Source organism: Streptomyces sp. NPDC002577, from assembly GCF_053594815.1.
On the sequence record NZ_JBSFWK010000005.1, the window covers coordinates 144200 to 170392 of the forward strand.

The 26193-nt window shown below is 70.3% G+C and carries 15 protein-coding genes; 4 read left to right on the forward strand and 11 right to left on the reverse strand.

Annotated features, from left to right (window positions below; genetic code table 11):
• Positions 1-390 precede the first annotated feature (390 nt).
• The gene (locus ACWD4J_RS09965) at positions 391-1803 is read left to right on the forward strand and encodes a glycosyltransferase (RefSeq protein WP_451394832.1); all 1413 of its coding nucleotides are present in this window, start codon (positions 391-393) and stop codon (positions 1801-1803) included.
• 116 nt (positions 1804-1919) lie between these two features.
• Here the strand turns inward: ACWD4J_RS09965 and ACWD4J_RS09970 are convergent, their stop codons facing one another.
• From ACWD4J_RS09970 to ACWD4J_RS10005, 8 genes are all read right to left on the reverse strand, one after another.
• Positions 1920-3629, reverse strand: a complete 1710-nt coding sequence (locus ACWD4J_RS09970) for a glycosyltransferase (RefSeq protein ID WP_451394833.1) — start codon at positions 3627-3629, stop codon at positions 1920-1922.
• 96 nt (positions 3630-3725) lie between these two features.
• The gene (locus ACWD4J_RS09975) at positions 3726-4505 is read right to left on the reverse strand and encodes an ABC transporter permease (RefSeq protein WP_451394834.1); all 780 of its coding nucleotides are present in this window, start codon (positions 4503-4505) and stop codon (positions 3726-3728) included.
• The gene (locus ACWD4J_RS09980; RefSeq protein ID WP_451394835.1) at positions 4502-5503 is read right to left on the reverse strand and encodes an ATP-binding cassette domain-containing protein; all 1002 of its coding nucleotides are present in this window, start codon (positions 5501-5503) and stop codon (positions 4502-4504) included. Before ACWD4J_RS09980 ends, ACWD4J_RS09975 begins: the two co-directional genes overlap by 4 nt.
• The gene (locus ACWD4J_RS09985) at positions 5500-9510 is read right to left on the reverse strand and encodes an amino acid adenylation domain-containing protein (RefSeq protein ID WP_451394836.1); all 4011 of its coding nucleotides are present in this window, start codon (positions 9508-9510) and stop codon (positions 5500-5502) included. The genes ACWD4J_RS09980 and ACWD4J_RS09985 overlap by 4 nt, the downstream gene beginning before the upstream one ends.
• A gap of 283 nt (positions 9511-9793) precedes the next feature.
• A complete protein-coding gene (locus ACWD4J_RS09990) occupies positions 9794-10507 on the reverse strand; it encodes a zf-HC2 domain-containing protein (protein WP_451394837.1) in 714 nt (237 codons plus the stop codon).
• A complete protein-coding gene (locus ACWD4J_RS09995; protein ID WP_451394838.1) occupies positions 10504-11076 on the reverse strand; it encodes a sigma-70 family RNA polymerase sigma factor in 573 nt (190 codons plus the stop codon). Before ACWD4J_RS09995 ends, ACWD4J_RS09990 begins: the two co-directional genes overlap by 4 nt.
• A 76-nt stretch (positions 11077-11152) precedes the next feature.
• Positions 11153-12088 carry a DUF1996 domain-containing protein gene (locus tag ACWD4J_RS10000; RefSeq protein WP_451394839.1) on the reverse strand — a complete coding sequence of 312 codons (936 nt, stop codon included), beginning with the start codon at positions 12086-12088 and terminating at the stop codon, positions 11153-11155.
• A gap of 239 nt (positions 12089-12327) precedes the next feature.
• On the reverse strand, positions 12328-13326 hold the full coding sequence (locus ACWD4J_RS10005) for a CHRD domain-containing protein (protein ID WP_451394840.1): 999 nt from the start codon (positions 13324-13326) through the stop codon (positions 12328-12330).
• 276 nt (positions 13327-13602) lie between these two features.
• Here ACWD4J_RS10005 and ACWD4J_RS10010 point away from each other — a divergent pair, with 276 nt between their 5' ends.
• The 3 genes from ACWD4J_RS10010 (at position 13603) to ACWD4J_RS10020 (ending at position 15293) form a co-directional block, all read left to right on the forward strand.
• Positions 13603-14073: a COG4315 family predicted lipoprotein gene (locus ACWD4J_RS10010; protein ID WP_451394841.1), complete on the forward strand. Its 471-nt coding sequence runs from the start codon at positions 13603-13605 to the stop codon at positions 14071-14073.
• Between the two features lie 261 nt (positions 14074-14334).
• Positions 14335-14628, forward strand: coding sequence for a hypothetical protein (locus tag ACWD4J_RS10015; protein WP_451394842.1), 294 nt, complete (start codon positions 14335-14337; stop codon positions 14626-14628).
• Positions 14629-14669: 41 nt separating this feature from the next.
• Positions 14670-15293: a hypothetical protein gene (locus ACWD4J_RS10020; protein WP_451394843.1), complete on the forward strand. Its 624-nt coding sequence runs from the start codon at positions 14670-14672 to the stop codon at positions 15291-15293.
• A gap of 475 nt (positions 15294-15768) precedes the next feature.
• On the opposite strand, the gene ACWD4J_RS10025 is transcribed toward ACWD4J_RS10020, so the two are convergent.
• The 3 genes from ACWD4J_RS10025 to ACWD4J_RS10035 all read right to left on the reverse strand — a co-directional run bounded on the left by ACWD4J_RS10025 (position 15769) and on the right by ACWD4J_RS10035 (position 26183).
• Entirely contained in the window at positions 15769-20154 is a 4386-nt protein-coding gene (locus ACWD4J_RS10025) for an FtsK/SpoIIIE domain-containing protein (protein ID WP_451394844.1), read from the reverse strand.
• Positions 20155-20297: 143 nt separating this feature from the next.
• Positions 20298-20594 (reverse strand): WXG100 family type VII secretion target, encoded by a 297-nt coding sequence (locus ACWD4J_RS10030; protein ID WP_451394845.1) that lies wholly within the window; start codon positions 20592-20594, stop codon positions 20298-20300.
• Between the two features lie 111 nt (positions 20595-20705).
• Positions 20706-26183, reverse strand: a complete 5478-nt coding sequence (locus tag ACWD4J_RS10035; RefSeq protein WP_451394846.1) for a beta strand repeat-containing protein — start codon at positions 26181-26183, stop codon at positions 20706-20708.
• Positions 26184-26193 lie beyond the last annotated feature (10 nt).

A 26193-nucleotide genomic window follows, 5' to 3' on the forward strand; every position in this document is an offset into this window, starting at 1 on the left:
CGAAGAGTCGCTTTGCTTCAGGCGTATGAATTCCCAGAGCATTTCTCGCCAAAAATTTTCGGCCGAATGACTATTGGGCGACCATTTCCGTAACCGGGTTCACGCCGGCGACAGCCGCCGTACGCTGCCAGAAGCAGCAGTCGATACGGCCCATGCGCGCGGCAGGCAATACAGCCCGCGCACACAGCCGGCAATACGGGCGACACGCAGCCGCCATCCGGCCGGCACGGAGAACGCGCGGTGCCCGGGGGTCCGCGGGGCCGCGACGCTGAACACCGGCCCCTGGTTCCCTCCAGGCGGTGTGGTCTATACCACCTGGCGACACCGAACCACTACGCGTCCCCAGGCCGTGTTCCGGTCACATTCACACGTACGAAAGGTGGCTGGAACATGAAGGCTCTGCGCATCGTCTTGATGACCCACGGCACTCGCGGCGACGTCCAGCCGCTCGTCGCCCTGGGCCGGGAGTTCGTACGGCGCGGGCACAAGCCCGTGCTCGCGGTCCCGACCGGATTCGCCGACATGGTGCGCGCCGCCGGGCTGCCGCTGGAGCCCCTGCCGGTGAACTGGCGTGAATTCCTCGGTTCGCCGTCACCGGACCGGAGTTGGGTCACATCCAGCGACAGCGAGGAGTTCCTCGCCGGGCTGCGTACGGTGATGGCGGCCCACGCGGCCGACATCGCCCGGACCCTGTACCAGGTGTGTGAGGGCGCCGACCTCATCGTCTCCGGTTCGCTGACCGAGGACATGGCGACGGTGATCGCCGAGGCCCGGAAGATCCCGCTGGCCCTGCTGCAGCTCTTCCCGGTACGGCCGAACCACGTGGTGCCGAACCCGTTCGTGACCAGCAAGCCGTCCACGATCCCGGGCGCCAACTGGAAGACCCACACCGACTACGAGCACGCCTCGTGGGAGATGCGCAGCGAGGGCATCAACCGGCTGCGGCAGGCCTTCGGGCTGACGCCGACGGAGCTCTCGACCCCGCTGCGCGCCCGCATGCTCGGCGCGCTCGAGATCCAGGGCTACAGCTCGCTCCTGGTGCCCGGCATCAAGTGGCCCGCTCACCGCCCGTTCGCCGGCTGGCTTGAACTGGAGGGCGAGGACCGGGCGCTGGCCGCCGAGCACGGCCTGGACGCGGATCTGGAGAGCTGGCTCGAAGAGGGCGACGCCCCCGCCTACTTCGGCTTCGGCAGCATGCCCGTCGCCGATCCGGCAGCGATGATGGCGATGATCGAGCGCGCAACCGGGGACATGGGGCTGCGCGCCGTGGTGACCGCCGGCTGGGCCGGGCTGCCCGCGGACGCGGTCAGCGACCCGTCCCGGATCCGGGTGGTGGAGAGCGCGGACCTCACGGCGCTGCTCCCCCGTTGCCGCTTCGCGGTGCACCACGGCGGATCGGGCACCACCGGGTCGGTGATCCGGGCGGGCGTGCCCGCGCTGGTGGCCTCCGGGATGCTCGACCAGCCGATGTGGGGCGAGCTCGTCCAGCGCCAGGGCGTGGGCGTGCACGTGCCGCTGCACCGCCTCGACACGGACCGCCTGCGCTCCGCGATGTGGCGCCTGCACGACCCCCGGATGATCCAGGCGGCGCGCGAACTCGGCCAGGCCGTACGGGCGGAAGGCAACGCGGTGGTCCGCGCCGCCGAACTCGCCCTCGCCTTCGCCCGGACCAGGGCGACCGAGCGGGCACCGTACGAGACGGACCGGCCCACGACCCGCGTACGCCTCATGCGTGGCCGCCACCGCGCGACGCCGAAGGCCCGCCCCGCCGGGACGGGCACGTCCCCGGGCACCGCCGCCTGAGGCCGCTGAGACGGTGACAGCCCTGGACAGCGCAACGAGCAGGCGGACGCCGAACGGCGCATACCGCGCGGGGTGCGGTAGCGCGGCATGCACCGTCGGCAGGGGTACCGGCGAGGTCATCCCCGCCCGTGTGCGCCCGAGGGCCGGAGCCGGCCGTGCTCGTCCTCCGGCTCGACGGGATCGGCGCGGTCCGCGGGGTCGGCGGCGGACGGCCCGTGGCTCGTCTTCTCCCACCTGTACGGGTCCCTGACGAGCTGCAGCAGACCCCGCCAGCCCGCGAAGGCGTGCAGAAGCCAGTAGAGGGGGAAGCAGACGGCCATGGCCCAGCCCAGGCGCCTCCGGCGTGCCGCCACGCTCACCGAGACGGCCATCAGGCCGGCGGTGATCCACATCATCGAGCCGACGACGGCGGCGGCATCCACGGTGACCCCGCCCGCCTGAAACGGCACCTCCGGCACGAACGGCAGGACGAAGGCCAGGGGCCAGAGCATGGAGACGACCGGCGTCAGCCACACGAGACCGTACAGCGACACCATGCCGGCCAAGCCGAACCGCTTGACCGCGGCGACCGGCTGGCGGGTGTGCACGAGCACGGTGAGCATGTAGCCCATGAGCCAGCGGGTGCGCTGCCTGATCCACGCCCAGGGCCGCGATGGGCACTCCTCCCAGGTTGTGGAGTCGGCCACCTCGACGCGGTAGCCCATGGAGGCGAGGCGGAGGCCGAGGTCCGCGTCCTCCGTGACGTTCCACGCGTCCCAGCCGCCCAGCGACCTCAGGACGTCCGTCCGGAAGTGGTTGCTCGTTCCGCCCAGCGGCACAGGCAGTCGCAGCCGTGCCAGACCGGCGAGCATCAGGTCGAACCAGAAGGCGAACTCCAGGCTGAACAGCCGGGTCAGCGGGTTACGACGCGCGTTGTAGAAGTTCAGCTTGGCCTGGATGCAGGCCAGTTTGTCGTCCGCCGCCGCGAACTTCGCCGCGATCTTGCGCAGTTGGTCGCGCTCCGGGCGGTCCTCCGCGTCGAAGATCACCAGCAGCTCGCCGCGGGCCGCCATCAGCCCGAGGTTGCAGGTGCGGGGCTTGGTCTGCGGGAGTCCCGGAGGAACGGGAACGATACGAACGAAATCAGGTGGATCGACCTCACGGACGGCGCGTGCGGTCGCCTCGTCCGGGCGCTCGACCAGGACCAGCACCTCCAGCTTGTCCTCGGGGTAGTCCAGGCCGGCGATGCAGCGCACGGTGTCACCGATCACCGCGGCCTCGTGGTAGGCGGGGATGAGCACCGTATAGCCGGGCAGCTCGCTGTCGGCGGGCTGCGGGGCCGTCGCCTGTGCCGGTGTTCTCCGGGCCGATGCCAGGCCCAGCGCCACCTTGAACAGGAATCCGGAGGCGAGAACGGCACCGAGGAGGAGCAGCAGGAGAGCCGCCCCGCCTCCGGCAAGCAGTGCGACTGCTCCGGCGGCGATCGCGCACGCCGCCGCCTTCTGCCACGGCCGGATCCCGGTCCGGGCGGCGAACGCCGGATGGCTGCGGGTGAACGCGTTCGCCATCTCGTCGGCGACGTCCTCCTCGCGCAGCTCGATGATCAGGTTCTGAACGGTGTGGCGCTCGGCTCGTTCGAAGAGCAGCCGCTCACCGGGAAACCACTCGCCCAGCAGCGACGCGTCGGGGCTCTCCCGAGAAGTGGCCACCAGCACCCCGTCCTCGGTGCGGCGCAGGGGAAGCGAGTCGGAGTCGAGCAGGACGGTGACCGGGATGTGTCGGGAGCAGGCGGGATCGATGTACTGTCCACCGCCCGGATCCGGGCGGACGGCTCCACGAGTGCTCATGGTTCGACCTCACGATTCATACGGGTAGGGATCAGCCGGGACAGGCCTTTCAGGCCGACGTGTCAGACCGGCTTCTGGTTGGAGAGAGAAGTCCTGTCAGACCGACTTCTGGTAGGAGCGGAACGTCCGCAGGGACAGGCCGACCGCGAGCCCGGTGAGCACGAAGAGCCGGCCGCCGGGGACCAGGACCTGCGTCCACCAGTCGGGGCGGTCGCCGAGCGCCGCGCGCCCGGCGTCGAGGGCCCAGTTCACCGGGTTGAGCGCCGCCGCCCGGCCGATCCACGGGGGCATCAGGTCACGGGCCATGAAGGCGGACGACAGAAAGGTGAGCGGCAGCAGCAGAAAGGTGTTCAACGCGATGAGGGTCTCGCGCTGGCGGACCATCAGCCCGAGGGCGGTGGACAGCGCGCTGACCATGACACCGAGCAGCACCGCCGCGGCGGTCAGGACCGCCACGCCGCCGAGTCCTCCCGGGTAGCGGGCACCGCCCGCCCAGCCCAGCAGCACGATGAGGAGCGACTGGAGCGCCGTACTGAGCGCCTGCTCGGTGAAGACGCCGCTGACGATGGCGCTCCGGCGGATCGGGGCCACGAGGAACCGGTTGAGCGTGCCGCGTTCCATCTCCTCCAGGATGTTCAGTCCTGACCACATGGTGGTGGACAGGGCGCTCATCACCACTACGCCGGGCACCAGGTAGTCGAGGTACGAGGAGGTGCCGAATCCCGGCAGCTCGACGACTCGCCTGAAGAGGCTGCCGAAGCCGAACAGCCAGATCACCGGCTGGATCAGCGCGACCAGCAGGTACCCGGGCTGACGCAGCATCACCTCGATCCGGCGCTGCGCCAGCCACCAGCTCTGCAGGGCGAAGGCGGTCATTCTTGCTCACCCCCCGACAGGCTCCCGGAGAGGGGCAGACGGTGGCCGGTGTGGTGGAGGTACACGTCGTCCAGCGACGGACGGCTGACAGCCACGGTGGCGGCCCGCAGGCCGATCCGGTCCAGCGCCGTCAGGGCGCGTGGCAGGGTGGCCGCCCCGTCGTCGGCGCGTGCGCCGACCTGGTTGCCGGAGACGGAGATCTCCCGCAGCCCCGGCACCGTCCCGAGCACCTTGCACACGAGATCCGCGTCCGGCAGGCCGGGGCCCCCGTCGAGGCCGATGTACACGGTGTCCCCGCGCAGCGCGCCCTTGAGTTCGTCCGCGTCGCCGCTGACGACGATCCGGCCCCGGTCCACGATGGCCAGCCGGGCCGTGAGCCGGTCCGCCTCCTCCAGATGGTGGGTGGTGAGCAGGACGGCCATGCCCTCCTCGGCCGCGAGCTGCTCGATCGCGACCCACATCGCGGTACGCGCCTGCGGGTCGAGACCGGTCGTCGGCTCGTCCAGGAACAGCACGTCGGGGGTGTGCACGAGGCTCAGCGCGATGTCGAGGCGGCGCTGCATGCCGCCGGAGTAGGTGCGTACGGGCCGCCCGGCGGCACCGGTCAGGCCGAATCGCTCGAGCAGGGTGTCGACGCGGCGCCTGAGGGCGCTGCCGCGCAGGCCGTACAGCCTCGCCTGGAGGACGAGGTTGTCCCGTCCGGTGGCCACCGGATCCGCGCCGGAGCGCTGGGCCACGACGCCGATCGCGCGGCGGACGCGCTCGGGGTGGAGCAGCACGTCATGGCCGGCGACGTGGGCCGCGCCCGAGTCGGGGCGGGCCAGGGTCGTGAGGATCTTCATGGTGGTGGACTTCCCGGCGCCGTTGGGGCCGAGGAGTCCGAAGATCTCGCCGGGTTGCACGGCGAGCGAGAGCCCGTCCAGTGCCTGGACGCCACCTGGATAGGTCTTGACGAGGTCGTCCGCGGCGATGGCGAACTCCGTCCGGTTCGTGGTCACCGGCTCCTCCGGTCGGGCTCGGCGGTCTCGAGCAGGCCGGCGAGATTCCGGCCGATCCCGGCCACGTTCTCCGGGCGCATCATCAGCTCGTGCCGGCAGGGGATCTCGTGGTTCTCGATCCGGCCCCGGACGTGACGCTGCCAGGCCGCCGCGTGCTGTCCGGGCTCGCGCTCGGTGCCGGTGGCGGTGAAGAAGTGCACGTCTCCGTGGAAGGGGCGCGGCTCCCAGGCCTGGTAGGCGGTCATGTTGTTGCCGGTGACGCGGATGACGGCCGCGATCCGTTCGTCGGACCAATCGGACAGCGCGCCGCCCGCACCGCGTACGAGCTCCAGGATCCGGTCCTGGTCCAGCGGTTCGCCGTCCAGGATCGCCGGGTCGTAGCCGAAGTCCCCGAGGACGACCTCCACGACCTGGCGGTCCGCCCAGCCGTGCAGCTCCGGGTCCGCCGGGTGGGCGTCGAGCAGCGCCAGCAGGGCGATCTGCTCGCCCATGGCCTGGAGTTCGGTGGCGACGGCGTGGGCGATGCCGCCGCCGATGGACCAGCCCAGCAGCTGGTAGGGGCCCTCGGGCTGCGCCTTGCGGATCTGCTCGGCGTAGTCCCTGGCCATCTCCGCCACGGACACGGCAGGCGGCTCGGGCAGGGTGAGACCCCGGGACTGGAGTCCGTGGACGGGCCGGTCGGGGGGTATGTGACGCAGCATGGTCGAGTAGCACCAGCTCAGCCCGCTCGCCGGATGGACGACGAACAGGGGTGGCCCCTCCCCTTGGCCCCGCAGCGGCAGCAGCACGTCCAGGGAGCTGCCCCCGGCCGCGTCCGCTTCGCCCGCTCCGTCGGCGTCTGCGCTGTCGAGCCGCGCGGCGAGCCCGGCGGGGGTGGGTGTCTCGAAGACCGTACGGACGTCAAGCGCGACGCCGAACACCGAGCGGATGCGGGACGTCAGTCGGGCGGCCAGCAGGGAGTGCCCGCCCAGATCGAAGAAGCTCTGGTCCGTGCCCACCCAGGTGACGTCGAGGAGTTCGGCGAAGAGCGCGCACAGGACCACCTCCCGCTGGGTGCGGGGCGCCCGGCCCGCGGCCACGGCGGCCGGTGCGGGGGCGGGCAGGGCCCGGCGGTCGGTCTTGCCGCTGGGGGTGGTGGGCAGCCGGTCTAGGGCGACGAAGACGTCCGGCAGCATCGCGTCGGGCAGCGTCTCGGCGAGATGTCCTCGCAGCCGCACCGGATCGGGAGCACTGCCGTCGGAGGTGACGACATAGGCGACCAGCCGGGTGCCTCCGATTCCGTCGGCCATGCCGGTCACCGCCGCCGCGGCCACCTCGGGACGGCTGAGGAGCGCGGACTCGATCTCGCCGAGCTCCACCCGGTGGCCGCGGATCTTCAGCTGCAGGTCGGCTCGGCCGATGAACTCCAGTTCGCCGCTGGGCAGCCAGCGCACCAGATCACCGGTCCGGTACAGCCGTCCGCCGGGCGGCCCGAAGGGATCGGGCACGAACCGCTCGGTCGTCAGTTCCGGGCGTCTCCAGTACCCCCGGGCCACCCCGGCCCCGCCGATGTGGAGCTCGCCGACGGCGCCCACCGGCAGCAGCCGCCGGTCGCCGTCCAGCACGTAGACCCGGGTGTTCCACAGAGGGCGGCCGATGGGCGGAGGACCGCTCCGGTCGTCGTGGGCGCCCTCCCCGGTCAGGACGGACACCGTGGACCAGATGGTGGTCTCCGTGGGCCCGTAGAGGTTGACCACCTGACGGGCGTGACGTTTCAGCAAGGAGGCCAGGCCCGCGGTGAGCGCTTCTCCCCCGCACAGCAGCCGGACGCCCGCCAGGCATTCGGGGTCCTCGGCCACCACGCTCGCCCAGAGCGTCGGGGTGCCCTGCGCGACCGTCGCGCCGCTGGAGCGGATGACACCGCACAACGCGAACGGGTCCTGCACGACGTGCCGTTCCACCATGATTACGGCGCCACCCGCGACGAGCGGCGCGAAGAGCTCCAGAGCCGCGATGTCGAAACCCAGCGTCGTCGTCGCGAGCACCCGGTCCTCAGGGCCGAGGGGGAGTTCCGCGCACGCCCAGGACAACAGGTTGACCAGTCCGGCGTGGGTGACCTCGACGCCCTTGGGGGTACCGGTCGAGCCGGAGGTGTAGATCAGGTAGGCGGGGTGCTCGGCCGTCAGCGGCCGGATGCGGTCGACGTCCGCCGGGTCGGTGTCCGCGTGCTCCCCGAGGAGGCGGACGGTCTCGGGCGCGTCCAGCACGACGCGCGGCCACAGCTGTTCGGGGAGCCGGTCGTCGAGGGCCTGCGTGGTGACGCACAGCGCCGGCTCCGCGTCCCGGGCGACGAACTCGTTGCGGGCGGGCGGGTGGCCGGGGTCGAGCGGCAGGTAGGCGGCGCCGGACTTGAGAACGGCCAGCAGGGCCACCATGAGGTCCGGTGACCGGGGCAGTGCGAGTCCCACCACCGTGCCGGGGCCTGCTCCGCGGCTGATCAGCAGCCGGGCCAGCCGGTTGGCGCGCGCGTTGAGCTCGGCGTAGGTCACGGCGCTGTCCCCGCACACGACCGCGGTCGCGTCCGGGGTCCGTGCGGCCCGGTCCTGGATCGACTCGCCCGCGGTGCCCGGCGGCACGGGATGCCAGGTGGCGTTCCACTCCCGCAGCAGCTGACGGCGTTCGGCGGGGCGGAGCACGTCCAGATCGCCGACGCGCAGGCCGCCGTCGGTGCGGATGTCCGACAGCAGCCGGACGAAACGCTCCTGATGGAAGGTGAGTTCATCGGGGGTGTGGAGAGCGGGATTCGCCTCGAGGTCCACGCGCAGTCGGCCGTCTCTGCTCCAGCCGTGGAAGGTGATGGCGAGATCGTCCACCGGCCCGCTCACCAGGGTATGGAGCACGGCCTGGTGCGGTCCGAAGAACAGCTCGCCGTGGAACGGCAGGATGTTGAGCGAGGTGGCGAAGAGCCGGCCTCCGCCGGGCGCCCCCGGGGCGCCGCGCAGTTCCTCGACCGGGCAGCGCTGGTGACGCAACGCCGACCGGATCTCCTGGCCCGCCCGCCGGACGAGTTCGTCGAACGGCAGCTCCGGGGAGACCGGCAGCCGCAGCGGCAGCTGGGAGGTCATCATCCCGGGGGTGCGCTTCGCTGTCCGCCCCCAGCGACCCGCCGTCGGGAAGCCGAGCGTCACCTCCTCCGCCCCTGTCAGGCGGTGCAGGTACGCGGCCGTCACGGCGGCCACGACGGCGGGCCAGGTCGTCCCGGCGCGAGCGGCCGCGGCCCCCAGCCCTTCGATCTCCGGGGCCGCCAGGTGGGCGGTGCGGCGCAGCGTGCTGTGCGAGGCCGGCGCCTGCCGTCCGGCGAGGCCGGCCGCCTCGGGCCAGTCGGCCAGCCGCCCGGTCCAGTGGCGCAGGTCCTCGGCGAAACGCTCCGACGCACGGTACGCCGACTCCTCGGCGTGGCAGCGGAGCAAGGAGCCGAAGGCGGCGGGCGGGGCGGGGGCATCGCCCACCGCGGCCGTGTAGAGCTCGGCCACCCGCCGGGCGATGAGCTGGACGCCGAAGCCGTCCATCACCAGGTGGTGGCAGCGCTGGAACCACAGGAACAGCTCGGGGGTCACGCGCAGCAGGGCTTCGGTGAAGAGGGGCCCCTGTAACGGGTCCATCGGCCGCGCCGCCTCCGCGGCCATCCATGCTTCCGCCGCCGCCATCGGGTCGTCCTCGTCACCGACGTCGACGAAAATCATCGGGCGGTCTTCGGAGGGCCGCCCCAGGTACTGACAGGGGTCGCCGCCCTCCTCGGCGAACCGGATGTGCAGGGCCTCGGTCTCGGCGACGGTCCGGCGCAGAGCCCTTTCGAATACGAGTGGATCGACCGGTCCGTGGATCTCGACGTAACCGGCGACGGTGTAGGCAGGGTTACCGGCCTCCATTTGCTGGCCCGACCAGATGCCGACCTGGGCAGCGGTCAGCGGCAGACGGGTTCCCTCGGCGTCAGCCAGGGGCGGGGGAAAAGATGATGAATCAGACATGACAATTCATCCTTCGCTTCGCGACAACAGCGCTTGGCGCTCTTCGGAGCCGCACGGATGTGGGGGGCCTCGTGGGCTCTGGCACCTGGCACACGTACGCGAGGGCAGGATGGTTCAGAAGTTTTTTGTGTGGCGTGGGGGACTGTGCAGGACCGCTCGGAACGGTGCACGGCGGCCGCGGCCGCCACACATGACAAAGGCCCGGCCGCACATCCCCTGTGTGTGCGGCCGAGCCCGGCCGGTGGAGCCGTCCGCCGGGATCCGCGTCGGGATCCCGGCGTTGTCAGATCTTCAGGGCCACGTACTCCTTGCCCTTGTCGTTCTGCACCACGACCTGGGACACCTTGTCGACCGGCACGGCCGCCGATCCGTCGAGGTTGGCGCCCTTCTCCTCGTTCGCGACGAGCCAGCTGCCGGCCACCTCGCGGCTGCCGTCGGAGGACACCACGATCAGGCGGCACCGCTCACCCGCCGGGATTCCCTTGACCGAGGCGTTGACCCGGACCCACTGGGCGGCCGGGGTGACCCGCACCGTCATCTCGGTGCCCGTCGCGGGGTTGGTGCCCGAGGCCACCTTCTCGCCGGGGACCGGAGTGACCGGAGCCGAGGTCGAGGTCGCCGGCGGGTCCGCGACCTGCGCCGTCTCTCCGCCGATGCCCCGGCCGATCACCACGCCACCGCCCAGCACGGCCGCAGCCGCGACCGCGGCGACCGCGACCAGGACCGTCCGCCGCCGGCGCTCCACACCGTCACGCTCGCTGCGCACCCGCCGGAGCGTGCGCTGCAGCAGCAGATCGCCGCCCTCCGGCGGACCGTCGAGGAACGCCTCCGGCGGCACCTCACCAAGGGCCGCTTCCATCTCCCGCAATCCGTCCAGTTCTTCGCGGCATCTCTCGCACGCCGCCACATGTTCCTCGACGGCCCGCACCTCCTGATCGTCCAGCGCGCCGAGGACGTAGGCGCCGAGCAGTGCGCTGTCATGCTGCTGAATGCTCATACGGCCACCTCCTTCAATGCGACGAGCTTCGCTGTCTTCGGTTTGTCTCTGTACATGTCCCGCAATTGCTTCAGGGCATAGTGTGACCGCGATTTCACGGTCCCGGGCGGTATCCCGAGACTCTGCGCGGCCTCGGCGACACTCCTGCCCTGGAAGTAGATCTCGTTCAGGACGTCCCGGTGGTCCGGCGACAGCCGGTCGAGGGCCTCCATGACGAGCATCGAGTTCACCACGGCGTCCGCGTGGTCCTGCTCCACCGGTGTGCTGCCCACGGACTCGGCGACCTCGGTCGGACGCGCGGCCTTGGCCCGGTACCGGTCCGTGATGATGTTGCGGGCCACGGTGAGCAGCCAACCGCGCACGGAACCCTTGCCGTTCACCAGCGCGTCCGGATGCTTCCAGGCCCGGATCAGCGTCTCCTGGACCACGTCCTCCGCGGCGGCGTGGTCACCGGTCAGCCGCTGCGCGTATGCGAGGAGGGCTCTGCCGTGTTCCTCGTACAAGGAACGGATCAGTACCTCGTCGCTTGTTCTCTGCTTCTCCCGAGCGCGGGACCACAGCGCCGCCATCCACTTACTCCCGTCCTCTCCTGAGCTGACGCGCTGAACACGAGCAGCGGCCGCTCTCGGTTCAATGTGATTCGCGTCACTCAGGCCGGCAGTGGCGGCCTTCGTTGACGCACCGCACCAGCTCCGCCATCTGACGGTCCGTCATCACGTTGATGAACATGGAGTGGTCGGTCTTCGGGTCGCGCTTCTGCTCGGGGAACGAGTCGACGGCGTAGCGCGTGCCGTACGGAAGCTTGTACGCGATGGTGATGCGCAGTTGGGGCACGGGGAACGTGGCGTGCGGGCAGACGCCGCCGGCCGCGGGGAACACCACGTGGGTGCGGTGGTCGGGACTGTCGGTCGCCAGACCGTTCCAGCAGCTCGGGAAGTCGAGCGTACGGGTGGGTCCGCTGCCCTGCGGGCACAGCGTGTACTTCGTCGTGAAGCGGTCCGGGTAGCCGGTGCAGCCCCACTGGGCGCGCACCCGGGCATCTCCCGTGATCACGGCCACCGCGTCTCCGGTGACGAGCCTCAGGAACCGGGGCATGGCGACCACCTTGCTCACCGGGTTGCCGCGGAACTCGATCCGGAGCGATGACGGCGTGAGGATCTCGCCGCTGTTGCCGTCCATTCCGCCGCCCACGGCGTGGGCGTCCGTCCCGGTCCTGTCCAGCCGCCGCACCACCGGCCAGTAGTAGGTGGAGCGATCGCCGCCCACACACGTGGTCGGGGCCTCGGCCAGGCTCTCGTTGCTCGACAGGGCGTTGGTCGACACGTTGCCCACGTAGTCGTGCGTGTGGTGGGCCGAGCCCGTCACACCTGGCGAGATGACGAGGTTGTCGGCGTTGCGGTGCCCGTTCTCGTTACGGCCGCAGTCCTCGGTGAACGTCCCGGTGGAGGCGTCAGGACCGGCGGCCGGCGACACGACACGGGCGACCGAGGCGATGCCGACGTACCGGTCGGACGCGGGCGCCGCCAGCGCCGTGGTCGTACCGTCGACCGTGAAGATCCCCACTCCCAGGACCACGGACACACCGAGGGTGACGGGCAGAACGACCCGTGCCAGGCGGGCTCTTGAGCGGAAGCGTCGGATCCACACGGGAGCAGCGTCCCAGTAATGTCCAGACCATTCAAGTTCGCTTTTGAACCATGACGGATTCTCGACCGTTTACTTACCCATGTGCCACTTTGCTGTTGAGTGCCGGCCGCGGGCTCGTCATCCGAGCCACGCGGCCGGCACAGTCGTGAAGATCGCGGCGCCGCCGCGGACGGTCAGCGGAACAGCTGGCCGCGCACGGCTCCGTCGGGGAACTCCTCGGTGTGCAGGTTGGAGTAGAAGCCGGTCGGGTTCCTCTTGATCTGCGAGACCACCGACTGGTCCGCGACGCTGACGGTGCCGGAGATCGCGAAGATGTTCTTCGGGACGGCGGAGACGAACAGCGGGATCTTCACATCGCCGTTGTGGCCCAGCGTGCCCTGGTGGATGTGGCCGGCCAGCGGGGCGCCAATGTTCACCCACGCCAGGGAGTAGCCGACCCGGCCGTTCTCCGGGTACAGGAACGTGATGCTGTGCCCGTCCGGGTCGCCGACCCGCTTCGGGTCACCGGTCGGCACCTCCTGGCCTCCGTCCGCGAGGGCCCGCAGCTTGCCGCCCCGGATGATGCTGAGCGGGTTGATGGCCTTGGCGAGCGGCCGCAGCTGACCGCGCACGGCGCCGCCGGGGAACTCCTTGGTGTGCAGGTTCACATAGAACTTGGTGGGGTCGGTGCGGAGCTGCTCGGCGAGCGCGGCGTCGGTCACCGCGGTCTGGCCGGCGGCGGACTGCACGGTGTCCGGCATCGGGGTGGTGAACAGGGGCACCTTCACAGCGCCGTTGACGCCCGCCGCACCCTCGTGGATGTGGCCCAGGGTCGGCGCGGTGATGCCGTTCCAGGTGAAAGCGAACGTGACGCGGTCGCCCTTGACCTTGACCAGGGCCACGGCGTTGCCGTCGGGGTCGCCCACGGCGGGACCGCCCTGGACGGGAACCTCCTGGTCGCCGGAGAGCCGGGCGACCAGGGAGACGGCCTTCTCCTTGGGCGATACGGCGGTCAGCGGGGCGTCCGAGTCGTCGGAACCACTGCCGGTATGGGAGGTGCCGCTCATGCCGGCCATACCGGCCATCTGGCCGCCATGACCGGACCCGCCGTCAGCCAGTGCCGGGGACGCCGCGACCAGACCGGCAGCGAGAACGGCGGCCGACACCGCGAGAGTGAGCCTGCTCTTGCGCATCTTTTTCGTCCTTCCGAGATTCTGTCCCGTTTGCAGCCCGACTCACGAGCGGATGGCCCGGCCGGTTCAATGCCGGTTCGGCCGAATGGATTTCGGCCCGCTCAATACCGGGATTTCGCGGGCCGGTGAAAGAAGAAGCGCGCGGACTGAACCCGGAGGCCCTTCGGCACGTGTGGGTCGCGGGGATGCCACCGGGATACCACCGCGATGCCCCCCTTTGGAATTCACGACGTACGACGTCGTCGTATCTGTCGACAGCTGAGAGAGGTCACCACAATGCGCGCACGCACAGCTCTGATCGCGGTACCGCTGCTGGCTCTGGGGCTGGCCGCTTGCGGCGGGGGAAACGACGCCGGCGGCACGGCGAAGGGATCCGGATCCGACGGCAAGGCCACCGCCGTCTCCGTTGCGAACTCCGGTCTCGGCTCCATCCTGGTCGACGGCCAGGGCCGGACCCTGTACGCCTTCACCAAGGACAAGGCCGGCACAAGCAACTGCGACGCCAAGTGCATCGCCGTGTGGCCCGCGTTGACCAGCGCCTCCAAGGCCTCCGCCGGCCAGGGCGCCAAGTCGTCGCTGATCAAGGAAGCCAAGAAGTCCGGTGGTGCCGTGCAGGTCAGGTACGGGGACTGGCCGCTGTACTACTACGTCGGTGACGCCGCACCGGGTGACGTCAACGGCCAGGGCCTGGACGGGCAGTGGTTCGTGGTCGGAGCGGACGGCAAGCTCATCCGCAAGGGCGCGTGACGGCCGCGGACCGACTCGTCGGCGGTTAGGGCTTTCAGGGAACAGTGGCACGCGGGCGCTGGTCAACGCCCCGCGTGCCGCCTGCATTTCTGGATTCGGTTTCGATTCCGCAGGTGGGCCGGAGAAGCAGAGAGCCGGAGAGCCGGAGAGCCCGGATATCGGCGAGGCCACGGCGAACGCCTTTGAACCGCCTCGCCTCCTGGCGCGTTCCTGGAGCGGGACGGGAAGCGCCCGTGGGATGACGCACTCAGGGAGGGGTCCATGGCCGAGATCGAAATGCCCGGAGACGAGGTGGAGCGCCTGGGCACGCTCCTGGGACGGGTGGTCCAGCTCGTCGAGACCAAGCCGACCGGCTTCAACGCCAACGATGTCGGAGCGCCCATGGTGCGCTCCGGCAGTCACTTCGACGACAAGTGGAAAGACGGGCGTACGCAGCTCAAGCGGAACAGCAAGGACCTCAAGGACGCCTGCGAGGCCATCGTGAAGGCGTTCGCGGACGCCGACACGCAGATGGGCCAGTCACTCGACGGCGACAAAAAAGACGGCAACGGCTGAGACAACGGCAACGGCTGAACTAGCTAAGGAGCGCGGTCCCCATGACCAGCGGTTCGCAGACCTTCGGGATCGGCATCCCGGACAACTGGATCGAGTACGACCTGAGCGGCGACTCACTGGCCGAGCGCAGGGCCGAAATGCTGCAGCAGACGCCGGACAAGCCGACCCGGGACATCGTCAACCAGGCCTTCCGGAACGCGCGGCGGATCATGGACGGGGCCCGTCGGCGCGGTGCCGTGTATGCCGCGGGCACCACGACCATGTACGAGGACGGCCTGCTGATGGCCGGGCTCATGATCTTCAGCGTGACGCCGCCGCCCGGGGAGGACTTCTCGGCGCAGGCTCTGGCGAAGCAGTTCTCCGCGACCGGGGACCGGCGGGGCGAGGGCACGACGCGGACCTTCACCACGGAGACGCTTCCCGGAGCCGGGCAGGTCGGCCGGCTGGTGGGCGTCGAGGAGAGCGAGGTCGCCGAGGGGGTCTCCTACAAGCTGGTGGTGATGCACACCATCATCCCGGTCCCCGACAGCAAGCGCGTCCTCATCGTCACGTGCTTCAGCCCGAACATTCCGCTGGCCGAGCAGCTCTACGACCTGTTCGACGCCATCACCTCGACGTTCGCCTTCGGCGAGGAGGCACCGGTCGCGGTCGGCGCGGCGCGCTGACGAGCACGTCGTTCTGGTAGGGCCCCGGCCGTCTTCGGACGGCCGGGGCCCTTTCGCGTGCCGATGCCGGTGCCGGTGGTCGGCTTGTGCGCCACCTGCCGGTGGCTGGGTCGGGGCCGCGCCGGCATGTACGTCCTCGGTCTGGCGCCGAGCCGTTGTTCTTGGAGCGAGCCGTACGTTTGCGCCAGCCTCCCCCAGTGCCTTAAGGGCCTGGGAGGTACCCCCAGCGGGCGCACATCCCGCCACGTCCCCTTGGGCACGCGGGCGACTACCGGCCGGGTGGGGGCGACCATCGCCGCTACCGTTGTGGGCAAATCGTTCCGCAGGGCTGGGGGAGGGTGGGCACAACCCACGACGTACGGCGCCCTCGCGTCGTACCCGCACCCCGGCAGGGGGTAAGGCGCCGGGCCGAGCCGGGGCACGCGCCTGTTCGCCCCCCGGCCGGCGGCCGAGGGGCGAACAGGGACGCGAACCGTCAGACGACAGTCGTCTCCGGCACCCGGACGGTGACGAACCGCCCGTCCCCGCGCTGCAGATAGGCACGGCCCGGCTCGCTGTCCTGGCCCATCATGCCGCGCGGCAGGCGGGCCCCCACCAGCTCACCGTCGCTGGACATCCGCGGCGCGAGCAGCGCCCCGCACCGGTTGCGCCGGACGACCGCCTGCCACCCGGACAACCCGCTGCCGAGCGCCTCGTTGTTGCCGGCCACGACCAGCCCCCAGCCGTCGCCCGCGCTGCCGCGCGCAAGCGCGATGAAGTCGCCGTCGAGCTCCGAGTTGAACATCAGCTCGGCGTCGTCGACGAAGATGGCCCCGGCCTGCGTGTCCACCCTGCCGAGCGCGGCGCGGAAGTCGGCCACCGCGACGTCCGAGTCCGTGAAGACCTCGACGACGCCGGGCTGTCCGGCCAGCTGCCGCATGGGCGAGTTGCGCGGTGCCACCACGACGATCTTCGTGCCCAGGGCGGTCAGCGACCGGGCCATCGTGAGCAGTACGGTGCTGCGGCCGGAGCGCGGCGGCCCGGCGATGACGAAGGACGGAACCACCGACATGTCCGTACCCAGGGCGGCCAGTTCGTCGCCGCCGACGCCCACCATCGCCCACAGCGGGGAGCTGCCCTGGGGCCTGCGCTCCAGTGCCTCCTCGAAGCTGAGCTTGTCGGGCAGTACGTCCACCCGGAACGGCCGGTGTTCATCGGCCACTTCGGCGTCCCGTTCGCGGGTGCGTTCCGCGAGCACGCCCAGCGCCTGGGCCTGGCCGCCGCCGCTGGAGTCGGCGCCGGCGAGCAGCGCGATCTGCACGTTGTTGGAGTCCCTGAGCTGGACGCCGCGTCCCGCGGGAAGGTCCTCGGGAATGTTGCGGGCGCTCAGACCCACCATGGAGTAGTCGGTACGGTCGTTTAGCCGCAGGACGATCTTGTCCTCGGTGGTGGAGGAGAACCGGCCCTGGCTCAGCACCCGGTCGCCCGCCAGCACCAGGTGCACCCCGACGCTGGCGCCCTCGCGCATCAGCAGGGTCATCGCGTCCATCACGCTGCCCTGGTCGTAGCCCGCGAAGTCGCGGTCGAACGCCTCGAACCGGTCGACCAGCAGCACGATGTGCGCGGGCCGCTCCTCCTCGGGCAGCAGCCGGCGCAGCTCGGTGAGGTCCGCGGCACCCTGCCGGCCGAGCAGCGCACGCCGCCGGCTGACCTCTGCGACCAGCCGGGACAGCAGTCGTGCCACCCGCTCGACCTGGCCACGGTCCGCCACCGCGCCGCAGTGCGGCAGTCCGGTGAGGGCCTGGAGAGCGCCGTTGCCGCAGTCCACACCGTAGATGTGGACATCGGCGCAGCTGTGCGCCCCGGCCAGTGCCGCGGCCACCGTGCGCAGCGTCTGCGAGCGGCCGCCGCGCGGCGAGCCGATGATGTGCAGGTGCCCCATCTCGTCGAGATCGAAGGCGACTTCGCGCTGCGCCTGCTCCTTGGGCACGTCCATCAGGCCGTACGCCACGGGGGTGAGGCGTCCGGTCCCGGCCGCCTCCGCGCCGGGGGCCGGTGACAGGTCGTCCAGGGTCAGCGACTCGGGAAGCGGAGGCAGCCACGGTCGGCGTGCGGGGGGCACGGCGAGCTGGTCGGCCGCACCGCGCACGGCCTCGACCAGCACCGACAGGTCCGTCACCGGCTGGAAAGCGTGCTCCTGGGCCACCGGGCGGGGCAGCGGGTCGCCCATTTCCTCCCAGTGCAGTTCGGTGAGCACCGGGGCCGGGCGGTCCTTGTCGGACGCTGCCTGGTCAAGGCGGCGACCGCCGATCCGGCCGGTCTGGAACGGAAGCAGCGCGGCGTGCCCGAGCCGTGCGTAGGCCCGGCCAGGTGTGCGGGGCGAGAGCTGACCGGAGTCGGGGGCGTCGATGATGTCCCGGCTCTCGCTGATGTCGGTGGTGCGCAGTGCGATACGCAGGTTGGTGTTGGCCCGGATGTCGGCGGTCACCGCGCCCGACGGCCGCTGGGTGGCCAGGATCAGGTGGATGCCGAGCGAGCGGCCCCGCTGTGCGATGTTGACCAGGCCGGAGACGAAGTCCGGCAGTTCGCGGACCATGGAGGCGAACTCGTCGATGACGAGCACCAGCCGGGGCATGGGCCCGAGTTCGGGGCGCCGGGTGCGCTTGTCGATGTAGTCGTCGATGTCCTTGGCCCCGGCCTCGGCGAGGATGTGCTCGCGCCGCCTCAGTTCGGCGCCGAGGGACACCAGCGCCCGTTCGACGAGGTGGGTGTCCAGGTCGGTGACCATGCCGACGGTGTGCGGCAGGTCCTCGCACTCGGCGAACGCGCTGCCGCCCTTGTAGTCGATGAGGACGAAGTTGAGCTCGTCCGGGCGGTTGGCGACGGCGAGGCTGGCCACCAGGGTCTGCAGCAGCTCGGACTTGCCGGAGCCGGTGGTGCCCGCGATGAGGCCGTGCGGGCCGTCGGCCGCCAGGTCGATGGAGAACGGCCCGTCCAGGCCCTCGCCCAGGATCGCGCGGGTGCTGCGGCCGCCGACCGCCCAGCCCGCGGCGACCCCGTCCGGCCCCGGCGGCTCCAGGGCGAGTACGTCGAGCAGCCGGACGGACCCGGGCAGCAGGCTCTCCTGGGCGTCGTCGCCCACGTCGCGGATCGGGGCGAGCGCCCTGGCCACGCCCAGGCACCAGGGCCGGCCCGGCGCGTCCATCCGTACCTCGTCGACCGGGTCGGCCTTCGCCCGCTCGACCCTCAGCCACTCCGGTCCGGCCACCGCGACGGCCTGGCACTCCTCGGGCAGCAGCCGCGCCTCGTCGTCCACGCACAGCGCGTACACGCCGACGGCCGGTCCCTCGCGCAGGATCTGGATGACGCCGGGCAGCGAGCGCAGCCTGCGGGCGCCGTCGAGGACGACCAGCACATCGGGCTCGCCGACCGCTCCCCCGCGCGCCGCACGGTCGCCCGAAGCGTGCCGGGCGGCGATCAGGGCGGACAGTTCGGCGATGCGGCGGCCCACCGACTCGGCGGTGGTGCCGACCAGGCTGACCGTGTCCTCGCCCAGCGGCGCGCACTGCGGCAGCCAGTGCACCCAGGACCAGCGGTCCGCGCCACCGGTGCCCGACAGTACGCAGATCCGCAGGTCGGAGGGGCTGTGCAGGACGGCGGCCTGGGCGATCAGCCAGCGCACCAGCGGCTCGGCGGCGGCACCCCCGGCGATCCCCATGACGCCGGCCTGCCGCAGCGGCACGGTCACCGGCACCGCATGGGTGGTCCGGTTGATCCTGCGGCGGTGCTCAGGCTCGGCCGGGTCCTCGAGTTCCACCAGCGCCGGCCGGTCGGCCACGCCGACGCGCATCAGCAGGAAGTCGTCGTCGCGCCAGCGGCGTTCCCACAGCCGCTGTCGCGGGCCTGCGGCGATCAGCAGCGCACTCGCCGGGTCGGGGCAGGCCGCCCGGCGGGCCTGCTGCTCGGCGAGCACGGCCTCGGCCACCTCCCGTTCCAGATCGGCCTTCTTCTTCTCGTGCTCCTTGAGCATCTGCTCGTAGCTCTCCTTGCCGCGGCGCTTGCCGGAGAGCTGCGTGATCAGGGCGATGATGGGGGACAGCAGGCCGAGGACGAGGAATCTGGGGTTGTGGTAGATCAGCACGGACACGCCTGACATCAGCAGCGGCGTGAAGATGATGGTGAGCTGCAGCTTGCGGGGGGCCGGCTTGCCGGGCGGCATGGGCAGCTTGAACCGGTTCTGCACGGGCGGGGGCAGCAGCCGCGGCGGGCGGTTGTAGTCCAGGCCGACGCCGTCGTCCGAGGGCTGCAGGGCGGCATCGGGAACCGAGGGGGCGGCCAGCTCCAGCAGGGTCGGGCCGACCGTGAGCACACCGCCGACCGGCCATGGCGTCCAGTCGTCGACCGCGCTGTCGTCGAGCCTGATCTCCTTCTGGTCCACTGCCTGCACGGTGGCGGTGCCGTCGGCGAGGATCTTCAGGCGGGCGGCCGTCTTCGCGAGCCCGTCAGCCGTCAGCCGGATGCGGCACAGGGCCCCGGCGCCGATCTCGTAGTCGCCGGGCGGCAGCCGGAACACGACGCCGGCGTCGGCACCGGCGACCCCCCGGAGCTCCACGACACCGTCCGGCTCCTGGCCGGCTTCCGGTGCCGGCGCGTCCAGGGCCAGCAGGCTTCCCGCCCGCAGGGCCGCGACGCCCACCGGCTGGTCGGAGGGCAGCGGCGTGGCCCCGTGGAACAGGACCGGCTGCGCGTCCGGTGCACCGCCGCGCAGCCGCCGGTGCAGTTCCTCGGCGAGTTCGCCGACCGGAACCTCGGGATCGGCCTCGATCATGATGTCCGCGGTCTGGCCCTGCTCCGGGTCGACGGCGGTGACGGTCAGACGCATGGTCGGTGCTCCTTGGGCACACAAGAGGGGCGGGGGGAAAGACGACGTGCGTGAGGGCGGGAAAGCCGGCCGGGCCGGGCCGGGGGAAGGCCCGACCCGACCGGCGGGTGGGGGGTGAGGGGAGTGGTGTCGGGGGTTGCGGCTTACTTGCTGAGGCTGTTGCCCATGTCGCTGTCGAGCTGGGCGATGGCCTCGCCGTACTTCCTGACGTAGTCGGAGATGCCCGTCAGGCCGTCCGTGACCTGGTTGTAGCTGTTCATGAACTCCTCGACGAACGGCTGGAACTTGTCCTTCGCGGAGGGCGTGTTGTAGCCGTCCGCCGTCAGAGCGTCCAGGTCGCCCTTGATCTTCGTCAGCTGGGCCTTCGCGATGTCGTACTCGTTCATGGTCGTCGAGGCGGTCGCGGCGGTCTTCTCATCGTTGACGAGGTAGTCAGCCATCGGAATATCTCCCGTTCGTGATTTCGCTTATCGGCGAGTTCGTGAGTTCGTGAGTTCGTGAGTCGATTTCTCGGTCCGGCGCCTTACACACGTAGGGCGTACCGAAGTGGTTCACGCCTGGGTGGGCAGTTCCACCTTGATGGGCTGTTCTTCCTTCGGGTGCGCCAGATCGATGTCGGCGTTGTTGTTCAGATTGCCGATGGTCTTTGTGGGAATGGTGGCGAGCGGAACCTCGGGGCCCTTGGTCTTGAAGACGTAGTCGTTCTCGATCTTCTTGCTGCCCAGCGAGTTGCCGATGCCGTTGCCGAGCCTGATGCCCGCGTTCTCCAGGGTGGTCAGGGGGTCGGCTCCGTTGACGCCGATCTGGTAGGCGGCGCTGATGCCCTGGTTGAAGACGCCCTTGAGGACGCTGGTGAGGGCCTCGTAGCCGTATTCGTGCAGGTCGGTGACCGCGGTGGGGCCGCTGGTGTGCGAGTAGTACTCGTGGACCGGGGAGTGCTGTTCGTTGAAGCCGCCCGCCGGGTCCAGTTCGGAGACGGTGTTGCCGCTTCCGTCCTTGACCTTGACGGCGCCGCTGTCGCCCACGTTGACGTCGAACGTGGACAAACCATTCCCGTCGTTCTTGACGACGGTGCCGTCCACACCGCCGTTGTTGACGTTGACGACGGTGTGCTCGCCTCCGGTGTTGCTGTTGAAGGTGGCGCTGCCGTTGGGGTGCTGAGTGATCGTCACGCCGCTGCCGACGTCGGTCGTGGTCGCCGTGCCGTTGTTGAACGTGGTGGTCGGGCCGACGCCGCCGGGCGGGTTGACGGTGGGAGCCGCGCCTCCTCCGGGGCCGTAGACCGTCGTGCCGTTGCTGAGCGTGGCGTGCGGGGGCTGTACCGGTCCCTGCTGGCCCGGGGGAAGCGCCGGCGGTGTGGTGACGCCGGGCCCGTTGAGCGTGCCGTCGTTGTTGATGGTGACCTTGTCGTTCGGGCCGTTGCCGCCGCCGGGCGGTGAGACCTCGAACGTGCCGTTGCCCGTCGACTTCACATCGAAGGGGCCGTGGACGGTGGATCCGCCCTTGCCCCCGACCGGGACCTCCACATTGGGTCCGCCGTTGTTCCCTCCCACGTTGAAGCTCTCCGGCGTCGGCGCGGGCGCGGGGTCGAGCGGGTTGAGCGGGCCGTCGACGACGCCGGACTTCTGGCCGGCGGTACCCGCGTTCTCCTGTGTGCCCGGGGTCTTGATGATGCTGACGTTGCCGGTGTCCACGCTGGTGGTGCCGCCGAAGAAACCGTCGTGGTGCAGGGTGGGTCCGTTACCCGGCGTGTTCACGTTGATGCCGCTGTTGCCGTCGCCGTGCACGGTGCTGATCGAGGTCTCGCCCGGGCCGTTGCCGATCGGGTTGCGACCGGTGTCGATGGGGTTCAGCGTGTCGGGGTCGAAGTGCTTGTTGCTCGGGCCGAGTTCGGTGACGCCACCGGGCCCGAAGGTTCCCTCGGCCGGTCCGTACGTGGTCGTGAACTCGCCCTCGTGACCGGGGTCGGTGTTGTGCGTGACCGTACTGCCCGGTTCGTGGATCGGGTCGGCGCCGTGGGTGGTGATGGTGGGACCGTCCGGGCCGTTGGACAGTGTGTTCTGGCCGCCCGTCTGGTTCGGCGAGCCGAACAGGCCCGGGCCCTCCTGCTGCGGGGTGTTCACCGTGACCTGGGTGTTGGTGCCGCTGATGTCGGCGCCGCTCGGCGAGTTGTTGACCGTCGCCTGACCGTTCGGGTCGATGGTGTGGCCGACGCCGGAGTCGTTGTGGACGGTGGTGGTCGTCTGGCCGTTCGGGCCGTTGTCGATGGTGGTGGTGAATCCGTCGTTGGAGTGGGTGATGGTCTGCCCGTTCGAGGTGATGACGTCGCCGTTCGGGCTGGTGATCTTCGTCTCGGGGTTGTTGTTGGGCGCGATGCCGCCGCCGGGGAGTTGAGTGGAGTGCCCGTCGAGCTCGACATTCGTGCCGTCGGGCCCCTGTGTCGTGATCGCGCCGTTGGGGGACGAGGTGGCGGTCGTGCCCGGCCCGCCGCCCGCCGGCTGATGGGTGAAGGTCACGTCGCCGTTCGTGTCCACCTTGGTGGTGATCCCGCCGGAGTCGATCTTGTCGTTCGTGAGGGTCGCCTTGCCGCCACCGTCTGCGTTGTTGGTGATGTCGGCGACGGGGCGGTTGTGGTCGTCGGTGTTCGGCTTGACGGTGATCCCGCCGTCGTTGACGTTTCCGTTGTTGTCGACGCTGAAATTGCCGCCCGTGTCCGTGGCGGTGGTGCCCTGCGGGGTGTTGGTGACCGTGGTGTTGTCGCCCGCCGGGGCGTTTGTGGTGATGGAACCGTTGTTGTCGACGTTGCCGTTCGCGACGTTCTTGTTGCCCACGTCGGTCTGGGCGCCGTTGTCCGTCAGCGTGGTGGTGCTGTTGCCGCCGGTGTCGACCTGCGTCGGCGTGTCCCCGTTCGACGGGTGGACGGTGACCGCGGGCTGGCCGCCGCCCGGGTTGCCGACCGTGGTCGGAGCGTTCGGGCCGGTGCTCACCGTGGTGCCGCCGTTGCTGACCTTGGTGATGCCGTCCGTGCCGTGGCTGACCTGGATCGGGTTGGCGCCCGTGGTGCCGCCGTTGATGCCGTTCGGACCGTGGTGCACCTGGAACGGGCCCGAGTTCACCGTCGTGGTGCCGTTGTGGGGCGACACCGTCACCGTGCTGCCGTTGTTGCCGGTGACGGTGATCGTGTGATGGCCGGCGCCGTCCACGCTGATGGTGCTGTTGCCCAGGTTGACCGGGTTGCCGGGGGTCGGCTGCGGTGCGCCCTCGATGCCCGGCTTGCCGCCGGTGGGTGTGACCGTGATCTGGCCGTTGGGATTGACGTTGAAGTCCTGGCCGCCGTGCGAGATGGTCGCGGAGCCGTCCGGGTTCACCGTGGTCGCGCCCGAGTTGATCGTCCCGTCCGGGGTCTTGTGGATCCCGTCGACGGCGAAAGTGCCGTTGGGGTTGACGTTGAACGAGGACCCGTCCGGCTTGTTGAACTTGATGTCGCCCGGTGAGAAGTCCACCGAGTGGGTGCCGTCCGTGACGGAGCCCCCGCCGGTGTGGTTGGTCGTGATCCCGCCGACGTTGACGTCGCCGTTCGGGCTCACCGTCACCGGCGGGTGCCCGCCGGGCGGGGTCACGTCGAGCGTTCCGTTGTTGCCGTTGAACTGGATGGTGTCGGAGTTCGCGCCCCCGGTGTTCACCGTGAAGCCGTTGTGGTCCAGCGTGGTAGTGGGCCCGCCCGGCGTGTTGATCGTCGCCCCGCCGGTCGTCGGGATGTGGGTCGTGGTGTTTCCGTCGGTGATGGTGACGTTGCCGCCTGCGTTGATCGGAGCCACGTCGACGTTCTGGCCGCCCGCGCCGCCGTTGCTGACGTGGATGTTGCCTGCGTTGTCGACCGACGTATGGGTGCCGCTCGGCAGCGTCACGCCGTTGCCGATGTTGTTCGCGTCCCCGGTGATCGTCGTGTTGTTGCCCAGGTTGACGTCGATGTTTCCGTTGCCCGGGTCGTGGGTGACCACGGGTGGGACGTTGTTCCCGGGGTTCGGGGTGTTGAACACCGAGGTGGTGTCGTTCTGGTTGTTGACGGAGATCCCGCCGCCGCTGACCGTCTTGAAGTCCGGGCCGTCGGTCACGGTGAGGCCGCCCGGCGTGGAGATGTCGTTGCCGTTCACGTTGAACTGCGGCGTGTTGCCGCTGCCGTCGGCGTTCGGCGTGCTGAACGTCGTGCCGCCACCCGGCTGATGGTTGACGTCACCGAACGAGCCGGAGGTCTTGAACCCGCCGCCGGGCGTCAGCTCGGTGTTGAGCGTGGGCGTGGGCTTGTTGCCACCGAATCCCAGCTTCTCCTTGAACGCCCCGAAACCGTCCTTGATGTCCCCGGCGAAATCGCCTCCGAGTACGTCGACGGTCTTCTCCCCGGCGCCCTTGCCGCCCAGGGGAGTCTCGATCTTGGTCGTGTTGCCGTTCGACGTGACCTTGTCCCCGGCCGGGGACTTGATGGTGTTCGTGCCGTCCTTCGTCTCCGAGGTGAAGCCGTCCGGCGTCGTCGTCTTGGTCGACGTGACGGGATTCTCCGGCGGTGAGAAGGGCAGGTCGTCGGCGGGCGGTGCTTTGTCGGGATTGTTGGCGGGCGGCGTGACCTTCGCTTCGGTCTTCGTACCGTCCGGCGTGGTGACCTTGGTCTTGAGCACACCATCGGACGGATCGGACGAGGTCGAGCTGTTGATGCCGTGGAACCCGTTCTTCTGGGCCTGTCCCTTGCCGTCCACGTGCAGGATGCTGCTCGGCTTGAACTTGCCGTCGACGATGCCGAGGCTCGCCTTGGAGAACGCCTTGTCGATGTTGCTCTTGAACTTGCCCTTGGTGGTGAAGGCGTCCTTGATGCTGTTGGCGAACTTCGTACCGCCGAACGCGGAGAGCACACCACCTGACAGGGCGCCGATCAGGGAGCCCAGGGCCGCGGGCCCCAGGTCGAACTTCTTGCCGTCTGCCAGCGCCGTGATCCCGGTCGCCAGGAAACCCAGCGAGAACTCGGTACCCACGTCGACCAGAACCTTGCCGGCCAGTGCGACACCCGGCTTCACCGACAGGCCCACAAGACCCTTGCCGAGCGGATTGATGATCTTCCGGACGAACGTCGAGCTCTTGATGATCTTTGCCAGGGCTCCCGAGATCGTCCCCGCGCCCTTGCCCAGCTTGGACAGGAGCGGTGCGAGCTTCGCGAACTTGGCTATCGATCCGCCGACCTTGCCCAGCGCGCCCAGCAGCACACCGCCCGGCACCAGCGTCAGCACGCCGATGATGAGATCACCGACGTCGATCTTGCCCTGCGACACCATCCGGATGATCGACGCGCCGAGCAGGAGCGCGCCCAGCAGGACGCCGACGACCGGCAGGAAGACCGCGATGATGCCGACGACGATGCCGGCGATGATCTCGATGAGCGGGTTGTCCGCGAGGAAGTCGCCGACCTTCTTGAAGAAACCCCGCTCCGGGATGGCTTCTCCCGCCGCCTCGTCCAGGATGACCGACGCCGTACGGGAGCCGTCCTCGCGCAGCCGTTGCGCATCGCGTCCCAGCGCCTCGGCGGCCGACAGCCTGTCCTTCGCCGCGTTGACCGCGTTCTGCTGCGTGGTGTGCGCGTCGACCTGGTCCGGTGTGGCGTCCGGGGCCAGGGCCGGCACGTCCGTCTTCGCGGTCGCGGCCACCTCCTGCCCCTCGTCGATCGCCCGGTCCAGCATGTCCTGGGCGTTCGTCAGGGTGTCCGCGTACTTGTTGTACGCCTCCGAAGCCTTGTGGAAGGAGTCCCTGGTCTTCTCGAGGAGACCGGGCAGATCTTTGTTGATCTTCTCCTTCAGGGCGTCCATCGTCTTGCCCTTGCCCTGGCGTATCGCCCCGTCGCCACGGAGCAGATCGAACGCCTCACCCGCCCCGTCGCCGAGTTCCTGGTAGGTACTGGCCAGCGTCCGGATCGCCTCCGGATCGCCGGGTGTGGGGTCGCTCGTGAACCCCAGGACCTCCCAGCCCGTGCTGTGCCGTCGTGCCATCTCCAGCGCC